12 protein-coding genes are annotated in these 23,056 nt (G+C 44.4%); 1 reads left to right on the top strand and 11 read right to left on the bottom strand.

Annotated elements, in window-relative coordinates; genetic code table 11:
* Positions 1-170: 170 nt before the first annotated feature.
* The 11 genes from DVG78_RS19320 to DVG78_RS19375 form a co-directional block, all read right to left on the bottom strand.
* Positions 171-668: a UpxY family transcription antiterminator gene (locus tag DVG78_RS19320; protein WP_114462684.1), complete on the bottom strand. Its 498-nt coding sequence runs from the start codon at positions 666-668 to the stop codon at positions 171-173.
* A gap of 1,024 nt (positions 669-1,692) precedes the next feature.
* The gene (locus DVG78_RS19330) at positions 1,693-2,643 is read right to left on the bottom strand and encodes an alpha/beta hydrolase family protein (protein ID WP_114462686.1); all 951 of its coding nucleotides are present in this window, start codon (positions 2,641-2,643) and stop codon (positions 1,693-1,695) included.
* 47 nt (positions 2,644-2,690) lie between these two features.
* The gene (locus DVG78_RS19335) at positions 2,691-3,674 is read right to left on the bottom strand and encodes a DUF1028 domain-containing protein (protein ID WP_114462687.1); all 984 of its coding nucleotides are present in this window, start codon (positions 3,672-3,674) and stop codon (positions 2,691-2,693) included.
* Positions 3,675-3,685: 11 nt separating this feature from the next.
* Positions 3,686-5,011 carry a M20/M25/M40 family metallo-hydrolase gene (locus tag DVG78_RS19340; protein WP_114462688.1) on the bottom strand — a complete coding sequence of 442 codons (1,326 nt, stop codon included), beginning with the start codon at positions 5,009-5,011 and terminating at the stop codon, positions 3,686-3,688.
* A 130-nt stretch (positions 5,012-5,141) separates the two neighbouring features.
* Positions 5,142-6,356: a creatininase family protein gene (locus tag DVG78_RS19345; RefSeq protein ID WP_114462689.1), complete on the bottom strand. Its 1,215-nt coding sequence runs from the start codon at positions 6,354-6,356 to the stop codon at positions 5,142-5,144.
* Between the two features lie 193 nt (positions 6,357-6,549).
* The gene (locus DVG78_RS19350; RefSeq protein ID WP_114462690.1) at positions 6,550-7,584 is read right to left on the bottom strand and encodes an alpha-hydroxy acid oxidase; all 1,035 of its coding nucleotides are present in this window, start codon (positions 7,582-7,584) and stop codon (positions 6,550-6,552) included.
* A gap of 20 nt (positions 7,585-7,604) precedes the next feature.
* Positions 7,605-9,092 (bottom strand): serine hydrolase domain-containing protein, encoded by a 1,488-nt coding sequence (locus DVG78_RS19355; RefSeq protein WP_114462717.1) that lies wholly within the window; start codon positions 9,090-9,092, stop codon positions 7,605-7,607.
* A 112-nt stretch (positions 9,093-9,204) separates the two neighbouring features.
* The gene (locus DVG78_RS19360) at positions 9,205-11,394 is read right to left on the bottom strand and encodes a sensor histidine kinase (protein ID WP_114462691.1); all 2,190 of its coding nucleotides are present in this window, start codon (positions 11,392-11,394) and stop codon (positions 9,205-9,207) included.
* Positions 11,395-11,408: 14 nt separating this feature from the next.
* On the bottom strand, positions 11,409-15,095 hold the full coding sequence (locus DVG78_RS30585) for a sensor histidine kinase (RefSeq protein WP_114462692.1): 3,687 nt from the start codon (positions 15,093-15,095) through the stop codon (positions 11,409-11,411).
* A 37-nt stretch (positions 15,096-15,132) separates the two neighbouring features.
* Positions 15,133-17,307 (bottom strand): ATP-binding protein, encoded by a 2,175-nt coding sequence (locus tag DVG78_RS19370; protein WP_229598274.1) that lies wholly within the window; start codon positions 17,305-17,307, stop codon positions 15,133-15,135.
* 13 nt (positions 17,308-17,320) lie between these two features.
* Complete coding sequence (locus DVG78_RS19375; RefSeq protein ID WP_229598275.1) at positions 17,321-19,372, bottom strand: ATP-binding protein; 2,052 nt, start codon at positions 19,370-19,372, stop codon at positions 17,321-17,323.
* Between the two features lie 786 nt (positions 19,373-20,158).
* Here DVG78_RS19375 and DVG78_RS19380 point away from each other — a divergent pair.
* Positions 20,159-23,053 (top strand): tetratricopeptide repeat protein, encoded by a 2,895-nt coding sequence (locus tag DVG78_RS19380; RefSeq protein ID WP_114462694.1) that lies wholly within the window; start codon positions 20,159-20,161, stop codon positions 23,051-23,053.
* The last annotated feature ends 3 nt before the right edge of the window (positions 23,054-23,056 follow it).

The following is a 23,056-nucleotide window of genomic DNA, read 5'->3' on the forward strand; positions in this document are numbered from 1 at the left end:
GATTTTAAATTAAAGATTTTTTTACGGCTTCGCCCTTTCAATCCCATTTTTGCTTTTAGGATTTAGGGGTTACAGAATGGAATACACGCATCGTTAAGGATAAAAATCGTGTATTTGTATTGTATGTAACTACCAATTAAGTCACCACCTCATTATAGTAGGAAGTGGTGCTATGCAGTTGCCTGAATTTTCTTGATTTTGTTCTTACTCTTGTCGATGGTAATACAGATATTCAACGAGTCTATTTTGGCCATAATCATTCGACCTTGGGTTGAAACTACCTCTGCTTTATGGTCAATGAACGCCCCCGAATCTATCCTGATTCGATCCGCTACCGATAGGCTCACTACCTCAATGCTTCCGTGGTCAAAATCATTGAGCATATCTTTAATTATATCAATCTCTGCCTGTTTGACAATGGCTGGTTTTTTCAACCAAAATAAATACCTGACCACCCCCGAAACTCCAAAAACCAAACTTCGTTCTTCTTCTCTCAGATTCACAAAGCAGTAGGATTTAAACAGCGGCTCCTCCACAATCTTTACCCGGTCAGACCATTGTTTTTGTCTCTTCATGAGTGGACAATAGACGTCAATCCCTTTTTTTTGCAGGGCATTGGCGACCAATTTCTCACTTCTTGACTTAGTATAAAGTACAAACCACGGCATAGGTATACACTGGTTGTGTGATTACTAAAAACAGAATAACTTATTATGGATTACTCTCACGAGGGAGAATTGAGAAGACACAGGCTTGAAAACCGCAGAAAAAGGAATTTCTGGCGGTATGACAACCCATTTTTTTTCTAAAGTAAGGTTCAAAATATCCGAAACCATATCGAATACTAACCTAAAAGGTAAAAGTATATTTTTTCTCATTAAGTAGGGCGCGGCCATGCCGTCTATAACTAGTATACCAAAATACACAATTTCACTACGCTTGCAATTACCGTATTTCTCGTAGGAAATAATCAGGCAACTCACTCACAATTAGATGAATTTGCTAAAACAGTATGCCGATTAATCATACATATTGACAACCGACAGGCTAAAAATGAGCATTTTAATAAAAACAAACAAAAAAACTTATCCAACGGTAGCTAGATTTTATTTTTAAGTCTAGGTATTGATTATGATTTAAACAAATATACCAAGCAGATAAGAAACATATTTATATGCCCACCAATTATATCCGTAAGTCAAAATACAATAAATATCCAATAAAGTCAATTCTCTTGTTTTTAAAATTTATTGCAAAAAATGGGACAATAAGCCCTAAATATAGCCATCTAAAAGCCCCCTATTGGGAGCAATATCACTCTAAAACTGCGTATACATCGCAAAAACAGCGATTTTACTTCAGAAGAATATACGAATAAGAAGAAATTAATAGACCAAAACAAACACATATCCTCCTAGATAAACCCGCAAAAAAAGGTCATAGATTTAGTGGAGTATTCGGCTGTTTTGCACGAATAAATTTCGCCAAAATTATCTCAGCGATACTAGTTTTTAAGATTCAATCAAAATTACGGCAAAAAACCTTTTTTTTTAGCTTCAACAGGTTTTCTCCCGTAAGCTCCAATATGGTATTTACCCTACTATTGTATGACAAACTCAGCCCGCCGCCAAAATAATTAACAGTAGGCTGAGACTTATCTTTTTTTTTAAAACAACAGACAAGATATATACGTTACCATGCATCAATCGCATCCAAAGCCGCGCTTTTCAGTATTTCATGCGTTCCTTCAAAAATCGTTAGCATGATTTTTTTCGAAGATTTTTGGTACAAAATGGCTCTATTCTCTATGGTTTTAGCTGGATTTTGGGTTGGAAAAGTTTGCGTTTTGAGCATGGTATTGGCATCCTCTTCCGACACATAGCGTGATTTGTCTTTTTCGTGGGCGTCGGTCAGGAGTTTGTTGTAGAAGTTGATGGAGTGCGAAATGGGCACCGAACCCGTGTAACCATCGTGAATACCTGCATAGATTTGCAGGGTACTTTTTTTGCGTTTTTTTACGGGCGTTTTCCAAAATAGAGGCGAGCGCTCTTTGGCTTTTTCGGCATTAAAGACCTCGCCTGCGCCCGTACATTTGATTATTTCTGGACCATACCTGTTTTTTCGTTCTACCGACTCGCCATACCAAGTTGCTAAGTCTGAAATAGACGACCAAGCTGAAAATGAGGCGATAGTATGCCGCGATTTCATGTACATCGCCATCGTGGCATAGCCACCGCCGCTATTGCCTACTACGTAAATCTTCTTTTTATCTACGTTCATATTTTTCAGGGCCCAATCAATGGCTTCGTCAATGTCGGCAATCACAAACTCACTGCAACAGGCTTTGGGATGGTTGTTGACTCCTCTGAAATCAGGAAAAATGTAATTCCAGTCTTTGGCTTGGGTTTGTTCCACCAGTGTTTCTTTTTGAGAATCTGCCGTACCGCTCCATGAGTGTAAAGCTACAATCAAAGGCTGGAGCTCTGATGCGGTGGATTTGCCGTAGTAAAATACCTGTACGTTTCCGTCCAACGAGGATTGAATACTGTCTTTTTTTAGAAAGTCAGGGCGTTGAGAGGATTGGGAATAAGCCAATTCCAACCAGAGAAAGGCCGTAATAATCAAAAGCAGTTTTCTTTTCATCTTGGGGTCCGTTTACTTCGTATTTCTTTTCCGTAAGAAAGGCCCCGCTATTTCAGCAGCAGCATTAACTCTTTTTCTTTGACGGTCAGCAATCCTGCTTTGGGCAATCTTTGGGTCATTTTTCGCCAGTTAGGTTCTTGGGCGTAGATGGCTTGCAACATCAAAGCGGCTTTTTGTACATTTCCGCTATTGGCCAACGTGATGGCCGTCCAATACTGCATTTCAAGGTTTTTAGGGAACATTTTCATGGCCGCACCGTACTCTTGCATGGCTAAGGTCATGTTGTTGTTTTCGATGGCCAAATCACCGTTGTTCATGTACTCGTAGGCCCGATGGGTTTTTAATAATCGTTCCATTTCGGCCAACGGGTCGGTGTGGTCGTCTACGCGTAAATCCACCAAATGGTTTTCATCCCAGGGTTTGCCCGTTGCTTCTCCTTTTACGACCAAAATGGCCGCCGATTGCTTTCCTCGAATATCACCACCTACTTTTTGAGCCGCTTTCAAGGCTTCCAACACCCGCTCGGCCAAAGGAAGTTGGGCATTGGTTTCAAACGATTTTGCCATGGCCTCAGGCACCTCATTGGTCAGCATCATATTGGATTGTACGGCGTAGTTTTTTCCTTTTAAATCGCCCGCAAAATCCACGCAATTTTTGCCCGTAAAATTGGCAACGTTTCCTTTTGCGTCCACAATCCCAACTTGCCGCACTTCCTTGCCTGGGTCATCAGACAGAAGAATATCCAACGCCTGTTGGGCCGTTTTGCCTTCTTTGAGCAATGCCAAACCTCTGATTCCGAACGATTTGTTGGTAAATGATTGGGTCGCCACGGCCCCGACGCCTGCTTCGGCCCAAGAAACCGAGGTGCCGACGCTGAACCAATGACTCTGCACACCAACGGCGATTTCGCCCGTTTTTTCATCACGCGCCACAATCGAAAACGTATGCGCCAAGCCATTGTCTTTCCTGAAAAATTGGGCCTTTGTTTGACTGAAAGAGAGTACTAAACTGATAAGGATGTAGTTTTTCATACAGTTTTTAATCAAGGATTAACCATTCCTGCTTCAGAAACCAGCGTCAGCAGCGCGGCCTGAATGGATTTATAGGCTTCGTCATCGTACCACCATTCGTTGAGGGCGTGCGCATTGCTTGATTTACCCCCTCGTCCTAAGGTAACGGCAGGGATTCCCTTTGAAATAGGCGTATTTGAATTGGTCGAACCACGACCTACTTTTGGGCTCACTCCGAAGGTAGTGATGGCAGCCATGGCGCGCTGAACGAGGGGCAAATTCTCGGGAAGCTCGCCCGAAGGACGGTCGCCGATTTTTTTGATTTCTACCGTCAATGCGGGGCCCATGCGTTTCATGGCGTTGTGTTCCTGAAGGGCCTGCTGTACCGATGCTTTTAAAAGTGAGTCCACTAAATTGAGGTTTTCAGGAATTTCGGAGCGCATATCCACTTCCATCCAAGACTCAAAAGCAATGGAATTGACCGATGTACCGCCGCCGATTCGGCCTACGTTGTAACTGGTACGTGCGCCCGTTCGGGTAAATTTGTCGGCGACTTTTGAAAAATAATGAATGGCCGAACCCAAGGCGTGTTGGGGATTAGCCAAACCAAATGCCCCCCAAGAGTGCCCACCGGGGCCTTTGAACGTAACCCGATAACGGTAGGAGCCTAATCCCATGTTGCTCATGCGCCCAAGTTCCCCACCATCCACGGCAATCCACGAATCAATACGCGGGCTTTGGTCGGTGAATAAGTATTTTACACCTCTCAAATCACCCAATCCTTCTTCGCCCACGGTGCCAATGAACAATACATCCGCTTCGGTCTCTATTCTAGCTTCTTCCAGTGCTCTCAAAACCGACACCACCAAGACCAAACCCTGCGTATTGTCGCCTATGCCAGGGGCAAAGAGGGTATCCCCTTTAATCTTCACTTTCACATCGGTTTCGAGCGGGAATACCGTATCTAAGTGGGCGTCAAGGGCAACGGTACGATTGCGTTTTTTGCCTTTGCGCAGCGCAATTACGTTGCCCACTTTGTCGGTCCAAACAGAATCTGCGCCCGCTTCTTTGAGCATTGAAGCGAAACGAAGGCCCCGTTTGGTTTCCATAAAGGGCGGGGCGGGAATCTCGGTCAACATGATGAGCTCGTCCCGATTGCGTTTGTTTTGTGCCAAAATGGATTGAAAAGCTTTTTGGATTTGTTTGGTTTTAGCCAGTTGTTCCGCTTCTTTGAGGTAAGCGGCTTCCGCTTTTCCGCTCCTGCCCGCGTCTTCCTCTTGGGCATAAACAGTCGAAAAAATGAGCGTAAAGCAGCTAAAAAGCCCAAAAAGACGTAAGGTAGATTTTCGATTTTTCATCGTTGGTTTTTAGTGGTTATTATTTTGTCAATTGTAAATTTGAAAACTTTCGTTCCTTTAATACGAAATCACGCAGAGTCGCAAAGAAGCAGGGATTTTCTACAGTAATCAAATCATACAGGGACTGCTTTTATTTGCCTTCCAAAGCCCTCCTGACTGCTGCTACGGTTACTTCGGCCTGATAACCAGCCAGTTTTTTGCCCATTTCTATGGTTTTGGTGATTGGTTGAAGATTGACTCCATTAATGGAAAAATCCCCTTCTTTGATGCGTTGATTGGCCCTGACGAGGGCGGGATCCAACGCCATTATTTGAGAAGTATATTGAAAACTGTCGTGCGTGCCGCTGTCTTTTTCCTGAATACCTTGTGTTTTTAACCATTGGGCCACACGATAATTGTCATAATACTCGGGAATAAACAAAACATTGATATTTTCATTTTTCCATTCTGCCCTTAATTCTTTTGCCACCACGTACATCCCCCACTGATTACCCCCGCTGTCGCCAATGAAGATGATTGTTTTGAAGCCGTGCATTTTCAAACTCTGGGCAATTTCTTTGAGCAGTTTCTCATACGTAGCCTCGGTAAGGCTGATGGTGCCCGGGTATCTCATGTGGCCTGCTGGGGGAGTATGTCTGCCTTCGGGAACAAAAGGAACGATAGGGGCGATAAGCGTATTGCCCAATCGGCGGGCAATGGAATCGGCGGCGACTCTCAATACAAAATTATGTTTTCCCGAAGCCAAGTATTTTCCGTTCATTTCGACCCCGCCCGTCGGAATCAAAACGGTCGTTTTTCCTTCTTTGAGCAAATCCCGAATTTCCAGCCAATTCAGCTCTTCGATAAACAAAGTGTTGGGCGCAGCAATGGTTCGTTTCATGGCAATGTCGGGCGAAAGATCTCCTTCTGACAATCCGGGAATAGGTTCTATATAGGTGGGGTTATTAACCGTTTTTTTCTCTTTCGTCAATGTGACTTTATAGGGTCTCCCAACTATGTACAGTAGCCCAGCTATTTCCTCTTGCGTTGGATGTATGTTTCCCTCAAAATCCACTCTTGTTTCGGGAAGCATAAAAGAAAGATCGGTTTTGTCTATCTTCACTTTTTGAGCTTCCAGATTGGTCAAAGGTTCGTGCCTCCAGATACTGCCAATGTTTTTAAGCGGAAAATCTACAATTACTGATTTCTTGGAATCAGTAATATTGATGTGAACAATGATTTCATCCGTAAATCCGTCTATGAATGGGACAAGTCCATACCAATTTTCGGTGGTTGGTGCGTTGGATTGCGCCTTCACACCCAATACCGTTGCAATAACGGCAAAGCATAAAAAATACTTTTTCATCGTTTAAAGGGTTTAGGTAAAGTTGTTACAACGTATTGATTTTATGGTAAATTGAGCCATTGCAGGATGTTTTCACCTGCAATCTTTTGGCATCAATCAGTTTCAGTTTGTTAGTGTTTTGCTAACAATGGCTTAAAACACCTACAATAGCTTGAAAAAATAAGTAGGTGGTGTCCGCACCACCCACCCAATACTACTTCCAAATCACCGAAGAATCAATCTCGGCAATCGTGGCTTTACCCGTAAGTGCCATCGCCAATTCAAATTCATTTCTGAGTATTCCCAATACTTTCGTTACTCCTTCGGCCCCGCCGCAGGCCAACCCAAAACAAATGGGTTTGCCCACCAACACTGCATTGGCACCCAACGCAATGGCTTTCAACACGTCGGTTCCTCGCCGTATGCCCCCGTCCATCAATATCGGGATTCTTTTGTTTACTTTTTCGGCAATGCGCGGAAGCGCTTCGATAGTGGCGGGCACGGTGTCCAGATTCCGTCCGCTGTGATTGGAAACGACAATGCCCGACACGCCTGTTTCAACCGCTTTTTCGGCGTCGTCGGGGTTTAAAATTCCTTTGACCAACACGGGGATTTTGGCGAAGGATTTTAGCCATTCAATGTCTTTCCACGTAAGAGATTTTGTGAGGGCAAAAGCATCATGCATGTGGGGCGTATGTACACCATTTGGCAAGGCAAAATTGACTCTTTGCTGACGATTACGAGCACCCGCCACGGGCGTATCCACGGTGACACAAAGCGCCATACAGCCTTGATATTCAGCCTCTTGAACAAGGTCTTTGGTAAAACTTCGGTCGTCTCTGACGTATAACTGAAGCCAGAGCGGTTCAGTCGCCACTTTCGCTATTTCTTCCAAAGAGGTAGTGGTAAAAGAACTCACTACATACACGGCCTCCGCGGCTCCAGCCCCTCTGGCGGTGGCCAGCTCTCCTTCGGGATGCATAATTTTGTGATAAGCAGTAGGAGCAATTAGTATTGGATGGGGCAAATCAAGCCCTAAAAGTGAAGTACTGGTATCAATTTGACTTACATCAACAAGTACCGTTGGATTAAGTTTTATCGCATCCAATGCCTGTCTGTTCCATCTGACCGTAAACTCGTCGGCGGCACCGCTTGCTACGTATTCATAGGCCATATTGGTCATTTTACTCACGGCCAATTTTTCAAAATCAAACAGATTGACGATTCCTGCTATCTCTATTTTATCCATAACAAGTTGATTTTGTGGGCTTATTGCTTTTTCTCAGGCACAGCTTCCATCAGTAGAGAATATGCTTTATTCAACGCTACGCCTCCTGCCTGCGAGCCTTTGTAATGCCCAAGACGAACAACTACTAAGTCGCGCGAGGGTATAACCGTAACCGATTGACCACCAGCTCCCAGCATCATATAAGCATCTTTGGGGATTGGAAAACCGCCATCACCGTTTATCCAAAACAGACCTCCATAAATAGGTCGCCCATCGGCTACCCACGGTTCGGCGAGGGTACTGACAAACTTTGTAGAACCTTCGGGCAAAATGCGTTCACCGTTCCAAACTCCGTCCTGCAAATACAGGTTTCCTAAACGCGCCCAATCTCGTCCAGAAGCAAATTCGTAGCCTTGGGTCAAAAAATTGCCGTACGGGTCGGTTTCCATGGTCATGGTGCGTACACCGATTTTATCAAACAAAGCCCGTTGCGGAAAGGTATGATACACTTCGCCCATTTTTTCTATCCCCAACCGATTCAGGTAGTTGGTCAGTACAGGGTCAGAATTACGGTAGCGGCCTACGGTATTGGGCAGCCATTGTTGAGGCAAATTGGCCGCGTATTCAAACGAATTGACGGCTCCGGTGTACAAGTACAAATGGTCGGGATAACCCAATGCGGGATTGTAGTCGGGGTCTTGTGGCGCACGACAATACAATCCACTGGACATGTGCATGATGTCCATGATTCGGATTTTGGCGCGTTCGTCGCCTTTGCCCTGCCATTGCGGAATGGGCGCGGGTTGGTCTAATTTATAAACCCCTTTACCAACTAAAATGCCCATAATTGTGGCCGAAAGGCTTTTGCCCATCGACCAGCTTTCCAAAGGGGTATCTTTGGTAATGCCTTCGCCATAATGTTCGGCGATGATGCGGCCCTTGTAGGTGACTACGAAAGCGGCCGTTTGGGCTTCGGCAGGCTCAAAGGCAACCTTTACGGCCTGCATAACTTTGTCCATCTCAATTTCGGAAGGCATTGCGCTGGTCGGCAACACATCACCCATGGGCCACGGAGTCGTAGCCGCATCGGGCAGATTACGCACTACTTTTACGGGCCTGAAATTCAGTGCATTACTCCCTTCGGGCAAGGTTACGCAACCTTGGTCGCCCGTATAAATAGCGGTTCGGATAACGCCGTTGGGTAAAGTAATCGAAACTGATTTTTTATCATAATCAACGACGGGCTTGCCTACTTTGGCCCGTTCGGCGTAGGGGCTTGTAAAATACCCTACATTTTCGGCCGTAAATTCAGGTTTCAGCCCCGTAATGAACACCGCCGAGCACATGATTTTGGCGTAACCCGACGTATGGTGCGAAAGCGCATCACCCGGGGGTGCTTTGTAAGTGGCGGTCTCCAATTCGAGTTCAGCGCCCCGCGCAATCATTTTGCTGCGTGCATTTTGAGCGCTGATAGTAAGGCCATTCAAAAGGAGAAAAGCCAAAAAGAAAAGAGGAGAAATTCGGTTCATTTTGATATTTTGTTTAGGGTTTAAGGGTCGATTGGTTACCAAATCATAGGCCTAATTTCGTTCTTTTCACTGGTAAACTTTATTCCATTTTACTTATTTCTTCGGAGGCATTTTATATTTCTGATGAAAGCTTATTCAGCGTTGGCAAGACCATTGTTACTTCCGTGAATTTACCTTCTTCTGCATCTATTCTAATTTCACCTTTGTGGATTTCTATGATGTCTTTGCTCATAAACAGCCCCAAACCTGTGCCTTTTGAGGTGGGTTTGGTGGTAAAAAAAGGATTGCAAAGCCTTTCCAAATCACGCGGAGAAACGCCCGTTCCATTGTCTTTTAGTTTTAAAATAATTTCATCATTCACCAATTCTGTCGATATTTTTATTTGGGGATTAAATACTTTATCGGTCACGCTTCTGTCGGCAAGGGCATAAAATGAGTTATCAATCAGTGCCACAATCACTTCCCCAAATTCGGGCGGTAGAATCTTGGTTTCGAGGGGTTGTTTTGCCAAGTCAAGGATTAGTTCCACCGTAAAATCGGGATAATTTACTTTTATTTCATCATAAACACATTTGGCTTCATTCTCGATAAACACATTGAGGTCGGTTTGCAAAAAGTCTTTTGATTTTTCTTTCAATAGCTTTTGCATGTCTTTTACAATTCTCGTCGTAGTAGCGCCGTGCTCGTAAATTTTGGTCACACTGCTTTTAATGAGGTCTACGACACTCAAAAACTCTTCTTTTATACTTTCTGGGACGACGTCTTTGTGCTTTTCAAACATTTCGTTGAGTTCATCCACCAAAAGGCTCGACGATTCTGAGAAATTGTTGATGTAGTTGAGCGGATTCAAAATACGGTCAACGATACCCTTCGTGAGTTGTCCAACCGAAGCCAACTTTTCTTGTCTTATGAGTTCTTCTTGCGTGTTTTTAAGGTGATTTAAGGTTTTTTCGAGGTCTTCTTGCGAGGCTCTCAGCTCGGCCGTGCGTTGTTGTACCTGTTGTTCGAGCAGTATATTTTGGTTGGCAAGCAGTTGTTTTTTCTCTTCACTGACTTTGACGAGTTTATTGGCCTGCTGTTGTATGTCAACCAACAATTCCTTCATCAGCAGCGACACATACACCACCAATGAAATCGGGAAAGAAATGCGAATGCCCGTCAGCAACAGATTGTAGTTGTAAGGGGTGTCGTTATAATCAAAAAATGCCATTAATATCGCAAAACAACTTGCCACTATCACCCCGATAATAAGGGCCCGGGAAGCGCCTTTGATGTTGTCTCGCCCGAGTAAAATGAGCGCTATGAAGATACAAAACTGTATCGGCAAATAATAATCAATCAACAATCCGTCAAACACATATACATTTAGGAAACCTCCCATAGCGTGTATACCGATGATGACGACAGACCATCCTCGGGAGATTTTAATGCGTAAAGCCATCGCTAGGGCAACAATCGCAAAACCATTGCTTGTCCACGCGGTCAGGCTCAATACCAGCGCATTAACCAATAATTCTTGGTGAGAAAGGCTGAAATTAAGTAAAAAACGCGCCAGCATTTCAACAGAAATCAGGGATTGAACGATGGCAATCAAGTGAATGATTTTCTTCTCGTATAGGTTCAGAAAAGACAACAGCCAAAGCAACAATGCAATCAGTAAAGAGACAAACAACCAAGTGGCGGTGTAGACGGCGTTATTCTCGGCACGTTGGTGCATCAAGGTCGTGTATTCAGCCCCCGTAAGCGAGAGCATCTGTCCGGAGCGAGGCAATGAGGGCAACATCAGGGGTTGTAATTGCGAGGTTTCGTCCACGATATGAATCGCAATCAAATGCTCTTCCTGAGGTTGTAATTGCACAGGCACTGGCAGTACATAGTAGGGATTATGCTCTTCAAACGGCTTCCCAGCGCTCCCTGTATTACCGTATGAATGAATCAATTGTCCATCCAAATACACATTCATTGCCGCCCATGTTTCTTTGGACAAGCTGAGGGGAAAATGAAAGAAAGTTGAATCCAACTTCACTCTGAGCCGAAACCAACCCTCCACCAACCCTGATGAATCGGCGTAGCGGGTAGGTATATCTGCTGGGCGAAAATGTTGCCAATCGGAGGTATTGAGGTTCTTTTTTGACCAATTGACATGATTCCCTGGCTTAAACACCCAGCCGTTTAGGGAAGAAATGACCAGTCGCTCGTCTGGTGCGAACATTTTTTTGGACAAGACCACCGTAGTATCCTGCCCAAACCCCGAAAAACAAACAAGGTTGAAAAGTACCGCCCGAAGAATGCGTTTGATCATGTTGTCGCTCGTGATTATTGTTGCTTAATCGGTAATCTTACAATAAACGTCGTCCCTTCACCCTCCACACTCTCGCACTCAATCGTCCCCCCATGCCCCTTGGTCACAATATCATACGCCAAACTCAACCCTAAACCCGTCCCCTCACCTGTGGGTTTGGTGGTGAAGAAGGGCTGGAAGATTTTGGCTTTGGTGGCTTCCGACATTCCTATGCCGTTGTCCTTAACTTGGATAATAACTTGATTATCAATAACTTGGGTGCTAACAACAACTTTGGGCGAGTAATTAACGTCGGCAGCATTTTGAACCGCAGACGCGCAGTCGCGTCTGGCGTTGACGGCATAGAACGCATTATTGATTAGGTTCAACAATACCCTGCCGATTTCCTGCGGAACTACTTCAATTTTCGGCAAGTATTTATCCATAATCAACTCATAATCTGAGTTAAATCGGGTCGCCGAACCGTCTTTGTCTTTGGCTCTTAATCCATGATAAGAAAGCCGCAAAGATTCATCCGCCAGTTTATTGAGGTCGGTAAGCTCTTTTGTACTCATACCTGCTCTTGAGTGTTCTAGCATTCCTTTCACAATGCTACTCGCACGCTTGCCGTGGTGGTTGATTTTTTGCTGGTTCTGGCTTAAATCTGTTACCAAATCCAAGATGGCTTCCTTATCTATTTCTGGTTTCACCACTTCTTCTTTCAACTCTTGGGCAAGCTCAACGCTCATTTCCGAGAAGTTATTGACAAAGTTCAATGGATTCTGAATCTCGTGGGCAATACCTGCCGTGAGCTCGCCGAGGCTGGCCATTTTTTCCGATTGAATCAATTGGGCTTGGGTAGATTTGAGTTTGCTTAACGACTGTTCTAATTCACGGGTACGAATGTTTACTTTATGTTCCAACATCTGGTTTTTCTTCAACAACTGCCGTGAACGGAACACAATATAAGCCCTCAATCCACTCAAAAACAGTAAAGTATAAATCAAATAAGCCCACCAAGTAGCCCACCACGGAGGCCGAATTGTAAAAGTGTATTGGTACTCGTTGCTCCACTCGCCCACGCTACTAAGTGCTTTTACTTTGAAGGTGTATCTACCGGGAGAAAGGTTACTGTAAGAAGCGCGGTTGCTACTAGATAGGCTACTCCAGTTTCGGTCGTTGCCTTCCAGAAAATATCGGTATTTTACTTTATCTGACTGGTGCATCGTGATACCGATAAAATGAAAAGTCAGGTAGTTGTTATCATAAGGCAAGCTGAGACCGCCCGGCAATGCCTGCCATTTAATGGTGCTATCTACCCGAATATCACCCACTTGTACGCCATTGCCCAGCACTATGCTAGTATCAGGATTGTTGATGAGTGTATTCCAATCTACGGGCTCATTATAGAGAGATATACCCGTGAGCCGAGTTTTAGGTGGAGCATTTTTTTTCATCTCTCTATTTGTGTAATACACCGTAACTCTATCATTTGAGCAGGCCCAAATGTTGCCTGCTTGGTCGGTAATAATGGTATTTCCACTTTGTCCTCCCATCCCCAAGAACCCATCACCGTACCCAAAACTTTTAAATAGGTTGAGGTTTTCATCAATGCCCGAGGCATTGGGGGTTGTTTTCAAATAAGATTTTCGGGCTTTTTCCTTGGGCAATTTATTGAGGCCATTGCGGGTAATAAACCACATATTGCCTTCGTGGTCTTCGGTGAGTGTTAGGGGATAATGCTCCGAGAGCCCTTCTTTCTGGGTGAAGGCCGTAAAATATTTTCCATCGTACCGGGCGGTGCCTTCTGAGGTACCAAACCATATATTGCCTGCTTTGTCTTCGTGGCTTGTCCAAACGCTGTTGTGCGGCAATCCATCTTTGGTGGTATAACAGGTAAATTGTTTACCGTCGTATTTGGCTATTCCGCCGTCGCTGGTGCCAATCCAGATATTACCGTTTCGGTCTTCCGTCAAACTATTGGTAATGTTGGAGGGAAGGCCCTGTTTGGTGGTAAAAACAGTAATGCTCTTGCCATCGTATTTGTAAACGCCCGACCCGTAATTTGCCATCCACAGATTGCCGTGCCTATCTTCCATGATATCCTGTATCGCATTTCCCCTTTCGCTCCTTGGGTCTTTGAAGTAATAAAACTTCTTACCGTCAAATTTTGCGAAGCCCCCGCCGCCGTCACCCAAACCCAGCCATATATTCCCCTGGCGGTCTTCGACCATTGAGCGTACAGTTTGTGGTGAGGGTAAGCCTTTTATGGAAGTATAATGCGTAAACTGTTTGCCATCGTATTTGCACAGGCCCGCTTGCGAGCCAAACCACATATTTCCTTTTTTATCCTCCAAAATGCTCCAGTTTCGGTTGAATAGCAAGCCCTCCTTGTCCGTAAAGTGATTAAACGGAATGCCGCTAAGTTTGGTCAAACTACCATAATTCCCAAACCAGATGTTGCCTGAACGGTCTTCCAGCATACATAACACTTCTCTATCAGGAAATCCTTCTTTCTGGTTGTAGTGCGTAAATTGCTTACCGTCGTACTTGATGGCTCCCGCGCCTTCGGTACCCAACCATACGTTGCCGGCTCGGTCTTCCAGCAAGGTGCTAATAGCATTATGACTTAACCCTTCTTTTTGCGTAAAATTCAGGAACTGTATTCCATCGTATTTGATTACGCCAGTACTGTCGGTACCCATCCAGATGTTGCCAGCTTTATCTTCCAACAAACACCGAATACCTTGGGCGGGCAGACCGTTTTGCTTTGTGTAATGCGTAAAACTCTTACCGTCAAATTTATCCACTCCCTTTTCGGTGGCTATCCAGATGTTACCCTGCCGGTCTTCAATGAGGTGTCTGACCGCGTTGCTTGAAAGCCCCTGTTTGGTAGAGTATATCGTAAAATTTTTGCCGTCGTACTGGCCAATCCCCCCTTTGGTAGTACCAAACCAAATCGCGCCCTTTCGGTCTTGCAACATGGAGCGTACGTGCCCCATTGGTGTTTTTTTCTTGTCTATGATGTATCTGAAATGTTGGCCGTCGTACTTGAACAAGCCTTCTTTTTCGGACCCAAACCACATATTGCCCGAACGATCTTCAATCAAAGTCATGACTCGGTTGCCGTTGGTGGCAGGCATGTTGGAAAAATGGGTGAAATTTTGTCCGTCAAACCTACTCAATCCTCCCCCCCTCATACCTATCCAAATGTTACCAGCCTTATCCTGAATCAAAGCACGGACGGAGGGGTGCCGTAGCCCTTGCAGTTTAGAGTAGTAGCTAAAATTAGCAGGATTTGGGTCTTTGATAGCCATGTCTTTGGCTACCACCACTTCTCTAGGCCCTACCGTAATTTGGCTATCAATCGCCTCAGATACGACGGGTAACAAGAAAGAATCTTTGCCTAGTGTACAAACGGTGGGAGTGCTCAGTTTGAAGGGCTTTTTCGCAATTGCAGCATAAATATTTGTATTTGCAGGGATTGACTTTAGAGCCCCTACGGTTGTGATTTTAAAGTCAGCTGCCGTCACGGGGATTACTTTGGGCGGCTCTAGACTGTCAGCAGGGGTTTTATAACCCTTTGCCTCCACAACTGACAATTGATGAGACTCATTGCCTTTGTTTTCGGATTGACGACACGCGTACTGAGATAAGATGAGTAAACCAATACAAGATACCTTCAGGATACTGACAAATGGTAGATAAATAACGTTTTTCATACGAGATATGGATAGATTTTCTTTGAATATCAGTCGTTTATAGTTTAGGCAATCGCATCGTAAACGTCGTCCCCTGCCCCTCCATACTCTCTACCTCAATCGTCCCGCCATGCCCCTTCGTCACAATATCATAAGCCAAACTCAGCCCCAAGCCCGTTCCTTCACCGGTGGGTTTGGTGGTGAAAAAAGGCTGAAAGATTTTGGCTTTGATAGTTTCGGAAATGCCCGTGCCGTTGTCTTTGACTTGAATTTGCAGTTGGTTATCGGCAACTTTCGTTGCGACTGTTACCTTGGGTTGATAATTGGGTTCTCCCTTTTTAACACGCTCATTAACAGCATAAAAAGCATTATTGAGTAGATTCAACAGTACCCGCCCGATGTCTTGTGGGACAACTTCAATGTTGGAGGGATTGGGATCAAAATCTGTTATCAAATCACAGTTAAAGTCCTGATTTTTAGACCTCAATCCTTGGTAGGCAAGGCGTAGGTATTCATCGGCCAATTGATTAATATCTGTAAGTGCTTGCTCTCCCGTAGATTGGCGTGAATGTTCCAACATCCCTTTGACGATTGAGGAAGCCCTTTTACCATGCAAATTGATTTTCTCCAAATTTTGCACTACATCTGCGAGTAGCTCCATATCTACCTTTTCGCCCTCTCGAATTCCCCCATCGGGGGTTAGGGGGCTTTTTAGCTCCCCTATTAGTTCAACTGAGAGTTCCGAGAAGTTATTGACGAAATTCAAGGGGTTTTGTATCTCATGGGCGATGCCTGCCGTCAATTCGCCAAGGCTGGCAAGTTTTTCTTTTTGAATAAGTTGATTTTGGGAAGCCTTTAATTCGGCAGTTCGCTCAGTAACTTGCTTTTCGAGCGTTTCATTTTGCGTGGACAGAATTTGTTGTTTCTCCTGCTCTTGGGCAAGGGTCCGAGCCGAAAGTTGCTTCACCGCAACTAATTGTGCCGCTAAACTCTTACTGGCAAAAGCAAACTCACTGGCCAGGTAAACAGAAAGAAAGAGAGGGAGTGGCAGGACACCAAAGATATCAAATGTAGTACCGTAGCCATTGATACGAAAATAAGGCAGCAAAGACGTGAATTGGGTAAGATACCGCATGGAGAGACAAACAAATGAAAACACCAGTCCGATCAGAATGATGTTGGCTCCCCGGTGTTTCCTGACTACGGCCATAACCGTTATTCGTATGGCTTCGGCCGTCATCACAATGGTCGAACCTATTTCTATCCAAACAACACCGCTTTGATAGTTAAAGAAATAGATGACTATTAACAAACCGCAGACTCCAACGCCTGCCCAGTAATAAAATGACTTAGGTAACGCGTAAGCGGTATAAAGGGCGGTAACTAAACAAATGTAATTGACAGGAAACAGGACAGCCCTCAGCTGACCCACGTACATCAGGGTATCTAAATCACTAAGTAACCAAGTTATTTTCAGTCCCAAACCCAGCCAATGTACAAAGAACAACAGCGATGAAATGGCAAAAAACAAGTTCGCCTTTTGCGAAGGATAAAAAATGAAAAAGCAGAGATGTAGCAAAGCCAGTATAAAAAACAGACCTGCCTTAACAAAAGTGTAGGTTAAATATTTGGCGGACCCTAGTACTGGAGGGCTGAAAGGATCAAGTAGACTGTCGGCAACGACATATACCCGGTATAGGGAGTTTGGTCCAGCCCCAAATTTAGTATAGGGGAGATGGGGCTGAAAAGCGATTCGCACCGCCAGTACATAGTTTGATTTTCCCACTCCGGGTAAGCCAAAACTATGATAGGTCGTATAAACAGCATCTACCTCATCGGCATTTGGCGAAACCGTACCCAGACGTAGAATCAGTTGTCCATTGCAATACAAGGCAGAGGCAGCAACTTGACTTACCAATAACGTAATTGCCTGTTGTTGTAGCAGGGTGCTATCAACGTGGAGGTTCAGTCGAAGCCAGCCGATACCAGCCTTTCGTACCTGCGGCAAGTCCATAATGTCCTTCGTAGGATCAATACTTTCCCATTTGCTGTCATCAAAATCAGCTTTTGCAAAATCAGGATTATCGCCCGCGTGCCATTTCCAGCCTTTGTCCAATAAAATACCACTGGTAGGTAGGCTGTCAATGTGATATACATCGCCAAGCGGTGTTTCGCTTTTTTGGGCGAAAGAATTGAAAGGAAATAACCAAATGAATACAAGTAAATATCTCATAACCAAAGCATTTTTAACTATTTTGAATCGGCAATGTCACGATAAACGTCGTCCCTTCGCCCTCCACACTCTCACACTCAATGGTACCGCCATGCCCCTTGGTCACAATATCATACGCCAAACTCAGCCCCAAACCCGTACCTTTGCCCGTGGGTTTGGTGGTGAAGAAAGGTTGAAAAATTTTGGCTTGTACTTCTTTTGACATACCCACGCCGTTGTCTTTAACTTGGATGACAACTTGATTGTCAACAACTTGGGTGCTGACAACAACTTTGGGCGAGTAATTAACGTCGGCAGCATTTTGAACCGCAGACGCGCAGTCGCGTCTGGCGTTGACGGCATAAAACGCATTATTGATTAGGTTCAACAATACCCTGCCGATTTCCTGTGGAACCACTTCAATTTTCGGCAAGTCTTTATCCATAATCAGCTCATATTCAGAGTTAAATCGGGTCGCCGAACCGTCTTTATCTTTTGCTCGAAAACCATGATAAGCCAGACGCAAATATTCATCGGCCAATTGATTTATATCCGTCAGTTCGCGCTCACCCGTCGACTGGCGAGAATGCTCCAACATCCCTTTTACAATGCTCGAAGCACGTTTGCCGTGAAGATTGATTTTCTCTTGATTTTGAGCGAGGTCATTCAATAACTCTTTTTCCAGTTCTTCATCCCGTTCTCCGTGTTCCTTGTTCCGTTCTTCCAATAACTCCGAAACCAATTCCACGCTCAATTCCGAAAAGTTATTGACAAAATTCAGGGGATTCTGAATCTCGTGGGCGATACCCGCCGTGAGTTCGCCGAGGCTGGCGAGTTTTTCTTTCTGGATGAGTTGAGATTGGGTGGATTTGAGTTCAGTCAGGGTTTTTTCGGCTTTGTCGCGCTGGTGGTTGATTTCTTCTTTTTGGCGATGAAGCAGGTGATTGACTCTCTTTTGTTGCTTGTTGGTACGATACAAAATGAAAGCAATCAACAGAAGTACACCCAAACCTGCCAGAAAAGCATATTGCTTCAGTTGATTTTGATGAGTGACTAGCTCGACTTCCATCTGACGTTGGCGGTCTATTTCATCAACAATTGTTTTTTGTAATACCTGTATTTTTTTTGCTCCGTATAAATCCTCATTGGTAGTCGTGGCAATTTTTTGGTACTCATACGCTTTTTGAATGTCTCTTGACTCATAAAGCTCTGCCAACAAACGGCTATTGCGTAATATACCATCCTTAAAATCAATGGATTGAGATTCAACAAGGCCTATTTTTGAATAATGAATAGCAGAATCGGGTTGATTGAGCTCTTTAAAATAGTTGGCAAAGACACCATAAACTGTACCCGCTGTTCGATGGTCATTGTTCTGTTTACAGAGTTGGATGGCTTTTTGGGAATACTCCATCGCTTTTTGACCGTTTCCTAATAAAAATTCAATTTGCCCTAAATTGCTGATATGACTGGGGGAAGATCTTAAAATGCCCTTCCGGTCTAAAATTTGGGCTTTACGAAAGTAGTAAACGACTGAATCCAATTGATTTCTTTCCAGATAGATACGACCAATGTTTGACATAATTAGAACATTTGCCTCTTCTTTCTCTTCTGAATTTTCCACCAATTGATTTGACTTCAAAGCCTGTTGTAAATAATTCACGGCTTTTGTACCATCGTTTAAATTTAAAAAGAGTAGGCCCAAAGAATTCAGGCCTCGGGTAGATTCATAATAAAAGTGATTTTCTTCGGAAATTTGTAAGCCGTTATAGATTAAACTTAACGCTTGGGGCAGGTCTCCGATAACCCTATATGTAGAGCCCAACCGATGAAAAGCCCTCGCCTGGCCTCGCAAAAATTTTATTTTTTGTGCTAAATCAAGGGCCTTTTGCCCGTATTTCAGGGCGGAGTCCGTATTGGTATTTTGATAGCTTACAGCTAATTCTACCAAAATCAGTACCCGATTGGTATCATGCTTAGCAATGGATAATTCATGCTTTAAACTATCAATTTCTTGTCGGCTTTGGGCAAAGCAAATGGCCCCTGAAAGAAAAGCCATCAAGAAGCTTAGAAAGAAGAGTTTCATTATCAACGTAAGAGGTTTAGAAGGGTAAAATATCATACATCCCAGGCTTAACCATCAGATTTGCCTGAAACTTCAAATTCTTATGGTTTTTTACTGTGATGAGTCAAATGAATTTTTATCTTCAATAATAGGTTTTCAATCAGTGTCTAAACTATTAATCTACTCCAAATACTACCTCCAGTAGATATACCGTTTAAAAAGACAGTGATTGCGTATCTGCTATCCCTGTTGGTGAGCGGGAGCGTTTTATCGCTAAGACAATACAAATCGTAGTTAAATAGGACTTTTAAAAACTTTAATGCCATACTCGCAACGCCAGCAACTAAGATAAAAACCATCTTCTTCCATTTGGGGCAGAGGTCTTTTTGGAGATTTCTCCTAGTGGAAGAAGCTTTAAATTACTTCAATTGTACAATGTTTAAATCTCATTTCCAAACAGTTACCAACAACCTTTGCTCGAAAATTTAATGTAGTAAAAACGATGCCGTTTTCTTGGAAAGCTATTGATTCCCGGTATTTTTGAGGAGATTCTTACGAACCGCCGCGTTTTGTCCATTCAAAGGGACTTTTCCCGTCAATCATTCTTAATGTTCCGCCGCAACTCATTTCCACGCTAAATAATATTCCTTTCATCCGAAAAATAAATGTTCCAAAAAGCCTTTACGATTTCCTTTTAAAAGGAGGAAAAAATCAGTTAATTTTACTTTAAAGTAAGTCTGTACCCCCCTACCCTTTTTATTATACATTTGCCATCTGCTAAACCTGATTGGACCTACTTTACGCTTTATGAAACTTCAAAAACTCTTATTCATTTTTTGGGCTTTTATCACGTTTACGGGCCAGATTGAAGCGCAGGAAGAACGCGGTCAAAAAGTGGAAAAGGCCAACATGGCCCCAAAAACAGTGGGGCAAACGTGGGCAGTGATTGTGGGCGTGTCGCAATATCTCCACATCAATTCACTCCGATTTGCTGGCGACGACGCCCTTGCTTTTTATAATTTTCTAACGTCTCCCGCGGGAGGCTCAGTACCAGAATCCAACATCCAACTTCTACTAAACGACAAAGCAACTCTGGGGCAGGTAGACCGCGCCATGGGAAACCTGCTGGATTTTGTCAAGCCCAACGACCGCGTATTCTTGTATTTTTCGGGGCACGGCGACCAAGAATCCCGCACCATTGCCCAACGCGGTTTTTTGCTTACCCACGATTCTTACAGCAACAATTATAATTCTACGGCCTTTGCCGTGCTCTATTTGCAGGATTACATTGCCACCCTCTCAACCAAAAATCACGCTCAAATATTGTTGTTTTTGGATGCGTGTCGGGCGGGGAAATTAGCAGGAAATGAAATCGGCGGGGTTCAGCTCATGGGCCAACAATTGCTCAAACAAGTAGCCAATGAAGTGAAATTTATGGCGTGTCAGGCCAATGAGTTGTCGCTGGAAGGATACCAATGGGGAGGCGGTCGCGGGCTGTTCAGCTATCACCTTATCAGAGGAATGCAAGGACTGGCCGATACCGACGGTGACAAAACCGTTACCCTGCGTGAATTGGAACGCTATCTGGAAGACCGCGTTACCGCCGAAGCCGCCCCTAATCCCCAAAACCCTCTTTTGGTAGCCGCCGACAAATCACTGCCCATCGTCAAAGTAGACGCTGCCACGTTGGCATCTGTCCGTCAAAATGTGCCACCGCCACTCTTTGCAGCAGTACAGGGCCGGGGCGTAACCCAAACCATTTTGGAAGAAGCAGAGACAGACGTCAAAAAACTGTACACTGATTTTCAGGAAGCGGTCACCAATAAACAATTGCTCGATGTACCCAACGCTGCCGAGGGCTATTTTGAAAGATTGCTTGCGGCTCCTTCTATCAAAGACATGCATCCCTTCATTAAGCGGGAGTTTGCGGCGGCCTTGCTGGAAGAATCATCAAAAGCGTTTGCGGGTCTTTTGGAAAACAAAAATGCGCCAGAAGTGACAAGTGCTTACCAAAAGAACATCCGATATTTAGAAAAAACGTACCTAATTTTGGGGAAATCACATTTTTTGTACCCCAATCTTCGGGCGCGGGTTTCTTATTACAAAGGCCTAATCGCCGAATCTGTCAATCCCGATGCCGCTTTACTGAACTTCCGTCAGGCCCTCGACGCCGACAGCACGTTTTCTCCCGCCTACAACGACGCAGGTCGCATTCTGTACTTGAAAAAATCGTATAGTGAAGCACAGCGGGTATTTGAGAAAGGAATTCAATTTGCCCCCAACTGGAGTTTTTTACACGTAAATTACGGGATGACGTTGGCCGCCCAAAACAAACGAGCCGAAGCAGAAGCCGCGTACAAAAAAGCCATTGAATTAAAATCTGACGACCCCGTAGTCTACAAAAACTACGGCAACCTACTCTCGACTCAAAACAAAGCCGAAGCCGCCGAAGAGGCTTACAAAAAGGCCATTGAGTTAAAAACCAACGACGCCGAAACGTATAATAATTATGGTATGCTACTCAACGCAAAAAAGCGGTACAACGAGGCCGAAAATGCGTACAAAAAAGCCATTGAGCTGCAACCCAACTACGCCACCGCTTACAGCAATTATGGGATTGTCATGGCAGTCCAGAACCGCCCAGCAGAAGCCGAAACGGCGTTTCAGAAGTCTATCCAACTAGACCCCAACGATGCCCAAGCGCATTTTAATTATGGCATATTATTGGTTTCCCAAAACCGCCAGGCAGAGGCCGAAAACGAATATAAAAAATGCATTGAATTAAACCCCAACGACGCCTTCGTTTATAATAGCTACGGTGTTTTATTGGCGGCTCAAAACCGTTTTGCCGAGGCCGAAAATGCGTATAAAAAATACTTTGAGCTTAACCCCACCAACTCCGTCGTGTACGGAAACTACGGCAACCTGCTGGCTCGTCAGGGCCGACAAAATGAGGCCGAAGCCGCCTACCGGCGCTCCATCGAACTCAACGCCAACGATGCCAACGTGCACAAAAATTACGCGGTGTTACTCAAAAATTTAAACCGTCTTACCGAAGCCGAAATTGAATACAAACGAGCGATTCAACTCAACACTACCGATTCGGAAGTGTACAAGAACTACGGAATGCTGCTCAGTGCGGGCAATCGGCCCGAAGAAGCGGAAGTGATGTACAAAAAAGCCATTGAGTTCAACCCCAACGACGCCTACATTTACAACAGTTACGGCATTTTGCTGGCAGCCCAAAATCGTTTTGCCGACGCCGAAGCCGCCTATAAAAAGTCCATTGAATTGAACGCCATGAACGGTCTGGTTTACAGCAATTATGGAAATTTGCTTTCTCGCCAAAACCGTTTTGAAGAAGCCGAAACTGCCTATAAAAAAGCCCTTGGATTTACGCCCAACGATGCCAATTTTCATAATAACTATGGCAACCTGTTGGAAAGACAAAATAGACTAGCCGAAGCCGAGGCTTCTTACAAAAAAGTCATCGAACTCAATCCAGCATATTTCCGCGCTTACTATTACATTGCCACCATCAAAGCCCGCCAAAAACTTCCTTTTGAAGCCGTTGAGTGGCTAGGCAAAGCCCTAGAAAGAGGCTACACCAATTTTGACAGTATCAGCAAAAATCCCGAGTTTGACTACCTCAGAGAAATGCCCGAGTTTATGGCACTCATTGGACGATTCCGAAATAAATAACCC

The sequence above is a fragment of the Runella aurantiaca genome, assembly GCF_003339505.1.
Lineage (GTDB): Bacteria > Bacteroidota > Bacteroidia > Cytophagales > Spirosomataceae > Runella > Runella aurantiaca.

What these genes read in the sequence shown, in the direction of transcription:
- DVG78_RS19345 (WP_114462689.1), bottom strand. Translation starts at nt 6,356, where the DNA reads ATGAAAAAGTATTTTTTATGCTTTGCCGTTATTGCAACGGTATTGGGT.
- DVG78_RS19350 (WP_114462690.1), bottom strand. Translation starts at nt 7,584, where the DNA reads ATGGATAAAATAGAGATAGCAGGAATCGTCAATCTGTTTGATTTTGAA.
- DVG78_RS19355 (WP_114462717.1), bottom strand. Translation starts at nt 9,092, where the DNA reads ATGAACCGAATTTCTCCTCTTTTCTTTTTGGCTTTTCTCCTTTTGAAT.
- DVG78_RS19370 (WP_229598274.1), bottom strand. Translation starts at nt 17,307, where the DNA reads ATGAGATATTTACTTGTATTCATTTGGTTATTTCCTTTCAATTCTTTC.
- DVG78_RS19380 (WP_114462694.1), top strand. Translation starts at nt 20,159, where the DNA reads ATGAAACTTCAAAAACTCTTATTCATTTTTTGGGCTTTTATCACGTTT.
- DVG78_RS19340 (WP_114462688.1), bottom strand. Translation starts at nt 5,011, where the DNA reads ATGAAAAATCGAAAATCTACCTTACGTCTTTTTGGGCTTTTTAGCTGC.
- DVG78_RS19330 (WP_114462686.1), bottom strand. Translation starts at nt 2,643, where the DNA reads ATGAAAAGAAAACTGCTTTTGATTATTACGGCCTTTCTCTGGTTGGAA.
- DVG78_RS19360 (WP_114462691.1), bottom strand. Translation starts at nt 11,394, where the DNA reads ATGATCAAACGCATTCTTCGGGCGGTACTTTTCAACCTTGTTTGTTTT.
- DVG78_RS19375 (WP_229598275.1), bottom strand. Translation starts at nt 19,372, where the DNA reads ATGAAACTCTTCTTTCTAAGCTTCTTGATGGCTTTTCTTTCAGGGGCC.
- DVG78_RS19335 (WP_114462687.1), bottom strand. Translation starts at nt 3,674, where the DNA reads ATGAAAAACTACATCCTTATCAGTTTAGTACTCTCTTTCAGTCAAACA.
- DVG78_RS19320 (WP_114462684.1), bottom strand. Translation starts at nt 668, where the DNA reads ATGCCGTGGTTTGTACTTTATACTAAGTCAAGAAGTGAGAAATTGGTC.
- DVG78_RS30585 (WP_114462692.1), bottom strand. Translation starts at nt 15,095, where the DNA reads ATGAAAAACGTTATTTATCTACCATTTGTCAGTATCCTGAAGGTATCT.